Raw genomic sequence first — 13,083 nt, 5'->3', positions numbered from 1 at the left:
CTCTTGTGGGCCGGATCACTCAGGTCCAGTTGTTGTCCCGCACGTCGTTCACCTCCCGCGAAATAGCGATTTATCCGGCAAAACACTCACCAGTTGTTGTCCTGCATCGGTGCACCTCCCTCGGTTTGGTTGGGCTGTCCGGGGGAATTCGCGGCCGTGTGTCTTATCGTCGGAGACAACGCGGTCGTCGCCGTCCCGGTTCGATTACGGTGTAGATCACCGACGGAAGAGGGTGCGTGGACGGACGACTCGGCGGCGCGCGGCGGCGGCTCAGGGCCTGGCACCTGTGGAGCCTGCCGCGACCTGTGCGTTCCTACGTCCTGGTCGTGAATCTCATCGCAGTCCTCTCGACCGCCGCCACGGCCCGGCTGGTCCCGGTGACCGGTACCGACCTCGTCCGATTCGGCGTCCTGACGCTGTGCGCGGCCATCGCGATCGAGGGCACCCGGCAGATCGAACGCCAACGGGAGTACGACAGGGCCCCGTCGGTCGCCTACGTCGACACCAAGGCGGTCTGGAGCGTCGCCGCCGTCATCGCGCTGCCTCCGGTACTCGCCGCCGCGATGGTCGTGGTGACCTACACCATCGCATGGCTGCGGATCTGGCCACACCAACGGCCGGTACTCCCCCATCGGTGGATCTTTTCCGCCGCGACGGTGCTCTGCGGCACGCAGGCCGCCGTCGTCGTCCTCAGCCTCGGCATGCGCCACTACCCCGGTTCGCCCGACTCCGGGCTGCTCGCCGGGCTGGGCGATCTCGCCGTCATCATCGTGGCCGCGGCCCTGCGCTGGGCGATCAACACCGTGCTGGTGATGATCGCGATCGCGCTCTCCTCGCCGCCCAAGTCGATCGGCGAACTGTTCTCCGGCTTCGGCGACCAGATCCTGGAGGCGGGCGCGCTCGGCCTCGGTCTCGTGACGGCCGTCGTCCTCGTGCAGGCCAACCCGCTGGTCCTCGTCGGGGTCGTCATCGCGCTGGTCGCGCTGCACCGCGGGCTGCTGCTGACGCAGTACCGGCGCGACGCGCACACCGACGCCACCACCGGCCTCGTCACGAAACGCCGGTGGCGTCAGCTGGCCGAAGAGCACCTCGGCCGGACGCGCGCCGGCCGCAACCTCGGCGTGTTGTTCCTCGACCTCGACAACTTCAAGACGATCAACGACACCTACGGGCATCCCAACGGCGACCTCGTCCTGCGCGCGGTCGGCGACGCGCTGCGCGCCGAGATCCGCGAGCAGGACGTCTGCGGGCGGTGGGGCGGCGAGGAGTTCGCGATCGTCATCCCGGACATCCACGGCGAGGAGACGCTGCGCCAAGTGGCCGAACGGATCCGGCACCAGGTGGCGGTGGTCTCGGTCGCGCTGCCCGATCGCGACACCGTGCTCACGGATCTGACGGTGTCGATCGGCGGAGCGCTGTACCCGGCGGCCAACATCACCAGCGTCGACGACCTTCTCGTCGCCACGGACACCGCGCTGTATCGAGCGAAACAAGGTGGCCGCAACCGCGTCGAGCTCGCCCCTCCCACGCAGTAGGCTCCCCCTCGGCTGGGGAGGCGCGATGGAGCGATTCGCTCGGGGTCCGGTAGGTCTGGTCGTCGCGATACAGGTCCTGGTGTTGACCCTGGTGTCGGGCCGGTACGGCTTCCACCGGGACGAGCTGTACTTTCTCGCCGCCGGAAAGCGGCTCGCTTGGGGCTATGTCGACCAGCCGTCGCTGACACCCTTTCTCGCGAGGATCTCCACGGACGTCTTCGGCGCCACTCCTGCCGGTCTGCGCGTGGCCGCCACGTTGTGCGCCGCCGCGACGGTGGTCCTGCTGGCACTGGTCGCCCGCGAGTTCGGCGGTGGCCGGGGCGCGCAGGTCCTCACCGCCGCGATGACCGCGTTGGCCGCGTTCGTCGTGGTCGACGGGCACATGCTGTCGACGGCCACCGTCGACATGCTGGTCTGGAGCGCGCTCGGCCTGGTGGTGCTGCGCCTTCTCCGCACCGGCGACGGACGGTGGTGGCTCGCGATCGTCGACGACGTCGGCGTCGGGCTGGCGGCCAAATGGCTCGTCCTGCTGATGGTCGCCTCGATCGGCCTGGCGCTCCTCGCCGTCGGCCCGCGGAAGATCTTCCGCAGCGGTTGGCTTCCCGCCGGGATTCTACTGGCGCTGGCGCTGGCCGCACCGGGACTGATCTGGCAGGCGGCCCACGGTTTCCCTTTGCTGACCGTGGCTTCCGGTATCAGCGAGGACGACGGTGCGGAGAACCGGATCCTGTTCGTGCCGATGCAGCTGCTCTATCTCTCCCCCGTGGTCGTGCCGGTCTGGGTCGCCGGCGCCCTCCGGCTCTGGCGCGATCCGGATTTGCGCTGGGCTCGCTCGTTGGCCTTGGCCTATCCGGTGTTGTGCGTGATCTTGCTGGTACTGGGCGGAAAACCGTACTACTCGGCACCCTTTCTGTTACTGCTCGCGGCCGCCGGCGCCGAACCCTGCCTGCGCCTGCTCGACCGCACCTGGCGCCGCGCTCTCGCTGCCGCGCTGGCTTTCGTCGGCGCGGCCGTCTCCCTCGTCGTCGGACTGCCCTTGCTGCCAGTGTCCGCGCTGGCGCCGGTTTTGGTGGTGAACAAAGAACAAGGCGAGCAGGCAGGCTGGCCGGAGCTGGCTTCGACGGTCACGCAGGTCTGGTCACGGATCCCCGCCGAGCAGCGATCCACCGCGGTGATCTTCACGCGGAACTACGGGCAAGCCGGGGCCTTGGAGTACTACGGGCTTCCCACTGTCCACTCGGGACACATGTCCTATGCGGACTGGGGGCCGCCGCCCGCTGAGGCTGTCGGACCCGTGGTCGTCGTGGGCCCGTATCTTCCGGCGTGGTTCACCGGATGTCGCGAGGAAGCCGTTCACGACAACGGGCTCGGAGTGGAGAACGACGAGCAAGGGGTGCGGATTTCCTTGTGCACGGGGACTTCCCGGCCATGGTCCGTGTTGTGGGGCGAGTTGCGCCACTACTACTGAGCTGGTTTGTTTCGTTGCCGGAAAACGGCGACGCTCACGGGGACGGATGTCGGGAGATCTCCTTTACGTTCAGGACTACCCAACCTTGGGTGAGTAGCAGCACTACGAGCCGGTTTGCGTCGTCGCCGGAAAACGGCGACGCTCGTGGCACCTGTGAACCGGACGCTGGAAGATCCCCCTGCGTATGGGACTTCCCGGCCCCACCGTTGGGCGAGTAGCGGCACCACTACCGAACCAATTTGCGTCGTCACCGGAAAACGGCAACGCCAGCGATGTCTATGAGATCGAAAACTGTCGGTGGTCGGTTGTACGTTCTGTGTGTGGATACTTCTGACGCCGTTGTGGCGCTACTCAAGGAAATGACCGAGTCGGATGTGTTGGGGGAGGTTAATGGTTCGCTGGATTCGTTGGGGGATAAGGATGTGGTGGATGTTGCGGTGGCGGCGTCGGTGGGGATCGCACGGTTGGAGGCGGTGCGGTTCCGTGCTATCGGACGGTTGGGGCGGCATCGTGGCGGGGTTTCGAGTGTGGTGCAGGAGGTGGCGTTCGCGTTGTCTGTTGTGGACGGTCACGCGGGCACCCTGGTCTCCACCGCGGAGGCGTTGACCACCCGGCTGCCGCGGACACTCGGGTTGATGGACCGTGGGGTGGTGGATGGGTTCGGGGCGGCGAAGGTCGCGGCGGCGACGTCGTGGCTCTCCGACGAAGACGCCCGGGCCGCAGATGCTCTGTTGGAGGATCGCCTGGAGGGGAAGAACTCCGAGCAGATCCGCAAAGCGGCGAGTCATGCGGCGATGACGGTGGATCGGGAGGGTGCTTCTCGCCGGGCTGAGCATTCTCGGGCGGGCCGCCGCCTCACGGTGCGCCACGGCGAGGCAGGGGTGGCGTCGATCGAGGTGGAAGACGGGCCGGTGGAGAAGGTCGCCGCCGCCTACACGCGGATCGATCGGGAGGCACGCGCCCTCAAGACCGGCGGCGAACCCCGCACGCTGGATCAGCTCCGTGCCGACGTCGCCCTCGACCTCCTGCTCAGTGGCCGGGGCGGCGAGAGCGAGCGGGCGGAGGTGTTCCTCTACATGGATCTGGCGACCTACCTCGGTGTGAACGAGGGTCCGGCGGAGTTGGCTGGGCATGGGTGTATTCCGGCGTCGGTGGCGCGGGAGATCGCTGGTGGGCCGGACACGGTGTTGCGGCGGATCATCACGGATCCGTTGTCGGGGCAGGTGCTGGATTTGGGGCGGGATCGGTATCGGCCGACGGCGGGGGTGGGTGAGTTCGTGCGGGTGCGGGATCGTGAGTGCCGAAGACCCGGCTGCCAGCGTCCCGCCCAAGCCTGCGACCTCGATCATGTGGTGCCGTGGCAGTTCGGCGGCCACACCAACGCCGATGAACTGATCGACCTGTGCCGCCGCGACCACCGACTCAAAGACGAACCCGGCTGGACCTACTCCCTCGCCCCAGACGGCACCCTCACCGTCACCACACCGACAGGGCAGCGTTACGACAGTTCGCCTCCGCCGCTGCACGAACCCCGGATGGCCGCCGAACCACCACCGTTCTGAACCATCGCCGGAAAACGGCAACGGCTGTCTTCCGCACCGTCGCCGCGCCCTCGACCCGAGGAACCACTGTCCCCTTGACTGGACGTGCCTCGCCCGAGTCCGACCACGATGGCCCGCAACCGCCTCCTCGACCCTCCCGATCCGGCCTTCCTGGGCGTCGCCAGAGAAAACGACGACGCGACGCCCGGACAAACGTCGCCACCCGAAACCCACGCTGGAGATTCACCCCTGAGGCATCCCGAGCAGCCACTGCCCGACCCCGGAACCACCAGCCGAAAACCGGCCACTCATCCCTCACCGGCCAAACGACGGGAACCCCACCCGATGAAACCGGCGTGAACACCGGATGACACCTCGCGAACCCGGCTACCAAGCCGAACCCCCAGTTGTCCACTTCATGACGTCATCGGGCCCCTCGACGAGGTGTTCCAGGCCACTTTTTGGCGGGTTCCTACAAGACCCGGCCCTCGGCATGCGCCACCGACGACATTCTCGTACCGGCCGGTAAGAGGCAGGCTGTTAGACAGGTACAGAAGACTGCCCCGCGCGTGATCCGGTGGGACAGTGTCGCGCATTTGGGAGGCTCAGTCGGTGTTCAGTCGTGTCGCCATCGTCAACCGCGGAGAAGCCGCGATGCGGCTCATCCACGCCGTCCGCGAGCTCTCGGCGGAGACCGGACGGCGGATCGAGACCGTCGCGCTCTACACGGACGCGGACCGGTCGGCGACGTTCGTGCGGGAAGCCGACATCAGCCACAACCTGGGTCCGGCGTCGGCGCGTCCGTATCTGGACTTCGCCGTGCTGGAGCGGGCGTTGACCGAAACCGGGGCCGACGCGGCCTGGGTCGGCTGGGGGTTCGTGGCGGAGGATCCGGCCTTCGCCGAGTTGTGTGAGCGGCTGGGTGTCACCTTCATCGGGCCGAGTGCGGACGCGATGCGCAAGCTCGGCGACAAGATCGGCGCGAAGCTGATCGCCGAAGAGGTCGGTGTGCCGGTGGCGCCGTGGAGCCGCGGTGCCGTGGCGGATCTCGACGCCGCCATCAAGGCCGCCGACGAGATCGGCTACCCGCTGATGCTCAAGGCGACCGCGGGCGGTGGCGGCCGCGGTATCCGCGTGATCACCTCCGCGGACGAGCTCGAGGACGCCTACGAGCGCACCAGCCTGGAGGCCGAGCGCGCCTTCGGCAGCGGCGTCGTGTTCCTGGAGCGTCTGGTCACCGGCGCCCGGCACGTCGAGGTCCAGGTCATCGCCGACGGCCAGGGCACCGCGTGGGCGCTCGGCGTCCGCGACTGTTCGGTGCAGCGGCGCAACCAGAAGATCATCGAGGAGTCCGCCTCCCCCGTACTCAGCCTCGAGCAGGCCGACGAGCTCAAGCGGTCCGCCGAGCGGCTCGCGCTCGCGGTCGGCTACAGCGGCGCCGGGACGGTGGAGTTCCTCTACCACCCCGGCGACAAGCTGTTCGCCTTCCTCGAGGTGAACACCCGCCTTCAGGTCGAGCACCCGATCACCGAGCTGACCACCGGCATGGACCTGGTCAAGGCCCAGCTGCACGTCGCCGCCGGCGGCAAGCTCGAAGGCCCCCAGCCCGCCGAATCCGGTCACGCTGTCGAGGCACGGCTCAACGCCGAGGACCCGGATCGCGACTTCGCGCCGTCGCCCGGCCGCATCGCGCGTCTGGACCTGCCCGCCGGCCCCGGTATCCGGGTCGACACCGGGGTCAGCGAAGGCGACACGATCCCGGCCGACTTCGACTCGATGATCGCGAAGATCATCGCCTACGGCCGCGACCGTGACGAGGCGCTCGGCCGGCTGCGCCGCGCGATGGCGCAGACCACGGTCATCATCGAGGGCGGCGCCACCAACAAGAGTTTCGTGCTCGACCTGCTCGACCAGCCCGAGGTGATCGACGGTTCCGCCGACACCGGCTGGATCGACCGGGTTCGCGGCGAAGGCAAGCTGGTCACGCATCGCCACTCGGCGATCGCGCTCGCGGCCGCCGCGATCGAGGCCTACGAAGACGAGGAAGCCGTTGAGCGCCAACGACTTCTCTCCACCGCACACGGTGGCCGCCCGCAGGTTCAGCACGAGAGCGGCCGTCCGCTCGACCTCAAGCTGCGCGGCGCCGCGTACCGCGTGAGTGTCGCCCGGATCGGCCACCGCCGGTTCCGCGTCGGTGTCTCGGCGGGCGGCGGCGACATCCACCCCGCCGACGTCGAGGTCGACCGGTTCGACGAGCACACCGGCCAGATCACCGTCAACGGCACCCGGTTCCGCCTCGTCACCGGCACGCACGGGCCGATCCACCTGATCGAGGTCGACGGCGTCACCCACCGCGTCAGCCGGGACGAGGGCGGCGTCGTCCGCTCCCCCGCGCCCGCGCTCGTCGTCGCGACGCCGCTGGAGGTCGGCGCGGAGGTCGAGGCAGGCGCGCCCGTACTGGTGCTGGAAAGCATGAAGATGGAGACGGTGCTCCGCGCGCCGTTCCGCGCGAAGCTGCGTGAGTGCGTCGTCTCGGTCGGCAGCCAGGTCGAGACCGGCGCTCCCCTGCTGCGGCTCGAGCCGCTGGCGGAGGAAGGCGCCGAGGTCGCCGAGGACAAGGGCAGTGTCGAGATCGAGCTGCCCGCCGAACCGGGCGGAACGTCGGCCGCGCAGCGGATCACGCGGGGACAGCAGGATCTGCGCAGCCTCCTGCTCGGCTTCGACGACGGCCCGCACGACGAACGCCGCACGCTCAGCGCGTACCTGGCCGCCCGTGCCGAACTGGAGGACAACGGCGACCGCCCGCTGGAGGGCGAGGTCGAACTGCTGACCGTCTTCGCCGACCTGTCCGAGCTGATGCGCAACAAGCCGGCACGCGAGGAGGTAAAGACGGACACCCGGGTGCACAGCTCCCGCGAGTTCTTCCACGCCTACCTGCAGAGCCTCGATGTCGAACGCGCCGGCCTGTCCGAGTCGTTCCAGAACAAGCTCAAGAAGGTGCTGGCGCACTACGGCATCGAGGATCTGGAGCGGACGCCGGAACTGGAGGAGGCGGTCTTCCGTATCTTCCTCGCCCAGCAGCGGACCTCGTCCGACGTCGCGATCGTCACCGCGTTGCTGCGGCAGTGGCTCACCGAGCCGCAGCCTTTCGAGTCGATGCGCGAGCCGGCGGGCAAGGCGCTGGAGGCGCTCATCGCCGCCACCCAGCTCCGTTTCCCGGTGGTCGGCGACCTGGCGCGCAGCGTGGTGTTCCGCTGGTTCGCCCAGCCACTGCTCCGCCGCACCCGCGCCGAGGTGTACAGCGAGGTCCGCAAACACCTGAGCCACCTCGACCGGCATCCGGATTCTCCGGACCGCGCCGAGCGGATCGCGAGCATGCTGGCCAGCGCGCAACCGCTGGTGCGCCTGCTCGGGCAGCGGATCGGCCGCCCCGGCACCGATCACACCCCGCTGCTGGAGGTGCTGAGCCGCCGCTACTACGGCAACCGCGCGCTCACCGGTGTCCAGCAGGTCACCGTCGGCGGCTGCACCTTCGTCACCGGTGACTACACCGACGAGAACGAGCGGTTCCACATGGCGACCACCGCCGTCGACCGCGCCGGGCTGCCAGGGGCGATCGAGGCGGTCGCCGATCTCGCCGCGAAACTGCCCGCCGACACCGACGTCGAGGCGGACCTCTACCTGACGTGGGACGACGAGTCGGCCGACGACGACGCGATGGCGGCCGGGCTGCGCGAGGTCCTCGTGGCCGGGTCGCTGCCCAGCCGCGTCCGGCGGATCACCACCACGGTCGCCGGACACGGCGGCGCGGTGATGCACCACCACTTCACCTTCCGCCCGTCCTCGACCGGGTTCAGCGAAGAGCGGCTGATCCGCGGCCTGCACCCGCTGATCGCGCAGCGGATGCAGTTGCAGCGGCTGGCGAACTTCGACCTCACCCGGTTGCCGTCCGGCGACGAGGACGTCTACCTGTTCAAGTGCGTCTCGCCGATGAACCCGTCCGATCAGCGGCTGGTCGCGCTCGCCCAGGTCCGTGACCTGACCCCGTTGCGGGACAACGACGGCAAGCTGCTGGCCCTGCCCGCGGTCGAAGGCACGCTGGCGGGCTGCCTCGACGCGATCCGCGGGGTGCAGGCGAAGCTTCCGCCGAGGAAGCGTTTCGACACCAACCGGATCATGCTGTACGTGTGGCCGACCAGTGAGCTCACCGGCGAAGAGCTGGACACGGTCGCCCAGCGTGTGCAGCCGTCGACGGCGGGCGCGGGTCTCGAAGAGGTCCAGTTCCTCGGCAGGCAGCGTGACCGCGCGACCGGTGAGGTCAACGAGGTCGCCGTGCGGATCGGCTACGACGTCAGCGGTGGCGTGCAGATGTCGGTGTCCGAACCCGTCACCGAGCCGATCCTCCCGCTCGACGACTACCGCCAGAACGTCCTGCGCGCCCGCCGCCGCGACACGGTGTACCCGTACGAGCTGACCGAGATGCTCGGCTCGTTCACCGAGTACGACATGGACGACACCAATACGTTGGTTCCGGTCGACCGGAAGAAGGGGCGCAACAAGGCGGCGATCGTCGCCGGTGTGGTCACCACGCCGACCGAGCGTTACCCCGAGGGCGTCCAGCGCGTCGTGCTGCTGGGCGACCCGACGAAGGCGCTCGGCGCGCTGTCGGAGCCGGAGTGCTCGCGGGTGATCGCGGCGCTGGATCTCGCCGAGCGGCTGCGGGTCCCGCTGGAGTGGTACGCGCTCTCGGCAGGTGCCCGGATCTCGATGGAGTCCGGCACCGAGAACATGGACTGGGTCGCGGCCGCGCTCAAGCGGATCGTGCACTTCACCCAGAACGGCGGCGAGATCAACATCGTGGTCGCCGGGATCAACGTCGGCGCCCAGCCGTACTGGAACGCCGAAGCGACGATGCTCATGCACACCAAGGGAATCCTGGTGATGACGCCGGATTCCGCGATGGTGCTGACCGGCAAGCAGTCGCTCGACTTCTCCGGCGGTGTCTCGGCGGAGGACAACTTCGGCATCGGCGGCTACGACCGTGTCATGGGCCCGAACGGCCAGGCGCAGTACTGGGCGCCGAACCTCGCCGCGGCGCGGGACGTGCTGATGTCGCACTACGACCACACCTACGTGGCGCCGGGCGAATCCGGTCCCCGCAAGGCGGTCACGAACGACCCGATCGACCGGGACGTCTCGTCGTTCCCGCACGCGGCCGTCGACAGCGACTTCACCACGGTCGGCCAGATCTTCTCGCGGGAGGCCAACCCCGACCGCAAGAAGCCGTTCGACATCCGCACCGTGATGCGCGCGCTGTCGGATCAGGACCACCCGGTGCTGGAGCGCTGGCCGGGAATGGCGGACGCGGAGACCGCGGCCGTGCAGGACGTGCACCTCGGCGGGCGGCCGGTGTGCCTGCTCGGGATCGAGTCGCGTTCGGTGCCGCGCCGCGGCTTCCCGCCCACCGACGGACCGGACACCTACACCGCGGGCACCCTGTTCCCGCGGTCGTCGAAGAAGGCGGCGCGGGCGATCAACGCGGCCAGCGGCAACCGGCCGCTCGTGGTGCTGGCGAACCTGTCCGGTTTCGACGGTTCGCCGGAGTCGATGCGGAAGCTGCAACTGGAGTACGGCGCGGAGATCGGCCGGGCGATCGTCAACTTCGAAGGCCCGATCGTGTTCACCGTGATCTCGCGGTACCACGGTGGCGCGTTCGTGGTGTTCTCGAAGGCGCTGAACCCGAACATGACGGTGCTGGCGTTGGAAGGCTCGTTCGCCTCCGTGCTCGGTGGCGCGCCCGCCGCGGCGGTCGTGTTCGCCGGTGAGGTCAACGCGCGGACGGCGGCGGACCCGCGGGTGCGATCGCTCACCGAGAAGGTCGGCGGGGCGACCGGTGCCGAACGCGCCGCGCTGGCCGCGGAACTGGCGGAGCTCCAGTCGTCGGTGCGGTCCGAGAAGCTGGGCGCGGTCGCGGCCGAGTTCGACGGCGTGCACAGCATCGAGCGCGCGGTGAAGGTCGGCTCGGTGGACGCGATCATCAGCGCGGCCGAGATGCGGCCGCGCATCATCGAGGCGATCGAACAGGGCCTGGCGAAGAAGTAGTACTTAACCGCAATGAAGGGGCCTTTCATAGCAAAATTTGCTATGAAAGGCCCCTTCATTGCACGGGTCAGTGGCCAGGTCCAGGTTCGGGAGGCAAGTCCCCGAAGTCCTCGGGCACGATCTTGTCCAGCGCCGCCCTGAACTCCTCGACCTCCCGCTCCTGCGCGACCGGGTCCGGCGGCACCGACGGCAGTTCCGCGTCGGGTCCGGAGCCCATGATCTCGACCCGTACGGAAGCGACCTCGAGCACCGCGTCCGCCACCTCGATCCCGACTCCGGCCCGCAGGCCGATCGCGACCGCGTCACTCGGCCGGGCCGAGACGCGGATCCCGGAATCGAGCACCAGGTCGGCGAAGAAGATGCCGTCCCGCAGCGCGGTGACCTGGACACCGGTGACCCGGTGCCCGAACGATTCGACCACCTGGCCGATCAGTTCGATCGTGCCGGGACGGGGCAGCCGGATCTTCTCCTGCGCGAGCGCCACCGCACTCGCCTCGGGGCCGCCGATCGTGATCGCCAGCCAGCGGCGTTCGCCCTCCCGCTCCCGCAGCAACATCACCGGCGCCGCTTCCGGAGCCAGGACTGCCATCCCTTCGACGTCCATGGGGATCATGCGCGGTACCTCATTCCCTCGGTCAGGCGGTGTCGTCCTTCAGTACCTTGTCCGCCACCAGTTCCGACGGGGTGGGCTGATCGCGGCGCTGGAACGGGGTGGTGTGCCCCTCGGCGCGCAGCCGGGGGATCATGTGGGGGTAGTGGAGTTCGAACGCGGGCCGTTCGGACCGGATCCTCGGCAGGTCGTGGAAGTTGTGCCGGGGCGGCGGACAGGTCGTCGCCCATTCCAGGGAGTTCCCGTGTCCCCACGGGTCGTCGACTTCGACGACCTCCCCGAACCGGTAGCTGCGCACGACGTTCCAGACGAACGGCAGCACCGACGCGCCGAGCAGGAACGCGCCGATCGTGGAAATGGTGTGCAGCAAGGTGAAACCGTCGCTGCTCAGGTAGTCGGCGTAGCGGCGCGGCATGCCTTGGTTGCCGAGCCAGTGCTGGACGAGGAACGTCGTGTGGAAGCCGATGAAGGTGGTCCAGAAATGGAGTTTCGCGAGCCGCTCGTCGAGCATCCGCCCGGTCATCTTGGGGAACCAGAAGTAGATGCCGGCGAAGGTGGCGAACACGATGGTGCCGAACAGGACGTAGTGGAAATGCGCCACCACGAAATAGGTGTCGTGGATGTGGAAGTCCAGCGGTGGCGCGGCGAGGATGATCCCGGTCAGCCCGCCGAGCAGGAACGTCACCATGAAGCCGATCGACCACAGCATCGGTGATTCGAAGGTGAGCTGCCCCTTCCACATGGTGCCGATCCAGTTGAAGAACTTGATCCCGGTCGGTACCGCGATGAGGAAGGTCATGATGGAGAAGAACGGCAGCAGCACCGCACCGGTGGCGAACATGTGGTGCGCCCACACGGCGAAGGACAGGGCGGTGATCGCGATCGTCGCGAACACCATGAGTTTGTAGCCGAACAGCGGTTTCCGGCTGAACACCGGGACGATCTCGGTGATGATGCCGAAATACGGCAACGCGACGATGTACACCTCGGGATGCCCGAAGAACCAGAACAGGTGCTGGAACAGGATCGCCCCGCCGTTGGCCGGATCGAAGACGTGCGCACCGAGCCTTCTGTCCGCCATCAGGCCGAACAGCGCCGCGGTGAGGATCGGGAAGACAGCCAGGATCAGGATCGTGGTGAACAGGATGTTCCAGGTGAACAGCGGCAACCGCCACATGGTCATTCCGGGTGCGCGCAGGCAGAGGATCGTGGTGACCATGTTGACCGCACCGAGGATCGTCCCGAGTCCGGACACGATCAGGCCCATGATCACCAGATCGGCGCCGACGCCCGGGGTGTGCGCGGCGTTGGACAGCGGCGTGTACATCGTCCAGCCGAAGTCGGGCGCGCCACCCGGGGTGAGGAACGAGCTGAGCACCATCAGCCCGCCGAAGAGGTAGAGCCAGTAGGAGAACGCGTTCAGCCTCGGGAAAGCGACGTCCGGGGACCCGATCTGCAGCGGCAGGATGTAGTTGGCGAAGGCGAAGAGGTTCGGTGTCGCGTACAGCAGCAGCATGATGAGGCCGTGCATGGTGAACAGCTGGTTGTACTGCTCCTGCGACAGGAACTGCATGCCCGGCCTGCCCAGTTCACCGCGCATCAGCAGCGCCATGAAACCGCCGGCGACGAAGAACCCGAACGAGGTGGTGAGGTACAGCAGCCCGATCGTCTTGTGATCGGTGGTGCGGACGACGTTGAGGAACACGCTGCCCTTGGGCGCCCGGGTTCGCCCGCCGAAGCGGACGGCGTCCGGGCGGGGCGCTGCCTTCACCGCGGTCATGACGACTCCCAGCACGAGGACACACCTTCGAAAAGCTGGTACCCCTC

At 68.3% G+C, this 13,083-nt stretch carries 6 protein-coding genes; 4 read left to right on the top strand and 2 right to left on the bottom strand.

Going from position 1 to position 13,083, the window contains the following annotated elements:
• Positions 1-236: 236 nt before the first annotated feature.
• From DL990_RS12195 to DL990_RS12180, 4 genes are all read left to right on the top strand, one after another.
• On the top strand, positions 237-1,535 hold the full coding sequence (locus DL990_RS12195; RefSeq protein ID WP_370451304.1) for a GGDEF domain-containing protein: 1,299 nt from the start codon (positions 237-239) through the stop codon (positions 1,533-1,535).
• A 25-nt stretch (positions 1,536-1,560) separates the two neighbouring features.
• A complete protein-coding gene (locus DL990_RS12190) occupies positions 1,561-3,003 on the top strand; it encodes a glycosyltransferase family 39 protein (RefSeq protein WP_125798712.1) in 1,443 nt (480 codons plus the stop codon).
• A gap of 359 nt (positions 3,004-3,362) precedes the next feature.
• Complete coding sequence (locus tag DL990_RS12185; RefSeq protein WP_125798909.1) at positions 3,363-4,565, top strand: HNH endonuclease signature motif containing protein; 1,203 nt, start codon at positions 3,363-3,365, stop codon at positions 4,563-4,565.
• 591 nt (positions 4,566-5,156) lie between these two features.
• Entirely contained in the window at positions 5,157-10,646 is a 5,490-nt protein-coding gene (locus DL990_RS12180) for a carboxyl transferase domain-containing protein (protein ID WP_125798711.1), read from the top strand.
• A 67-nt stretch (positions 10,647-10,713) separates the two neighbouring features.
• On the opposite strand, the gene DL990_RS12175 is transcribed toward DL990_RS12180, so the two are convergent.
• On the bottom strand, positions 10,714-11,259 hold the full coding sequence (locus tag DL990_RS12175; protein ID WP_125783990.1) for a bifunctional nuclease family protein: 546 nt from the start codon (positions 11,257-11,259) through the stop codon (positions 10,714-10,716).
• A gap of 22 nt (positions 11,260-11,281) precedes the next feature.
• Positions 11,282-13,036, bottom strand: coding sequence for a cytochrome c oxidase subunit I (gene ctaD / locus DL990_RS12170; RefSeq protein WP_370451312.1), 1,755 nt, complete (start codon positions 13,034-13,036; stop codon positions 11,282-11,284).
• Positions 13,037-13,083 lie beyond the last annotated feature (47 nt).

The sequence above is a fragment of the Amycolatopsis sp. WAC 01416 genome (assembly GCF_003947485.1).
In the GTDB taxonomy this organism is placed as follows: Bacteria; Actinomycetota; Actinomycetes; order Mycobacteriales; family Pseudonocardiaceae; genus Amycolatopsis.
The sequence above is the reverse complement of the archived record's forward strand: the minus strand, read 5'-3'. Positions and strand labels throughout refer to the sequence as shown.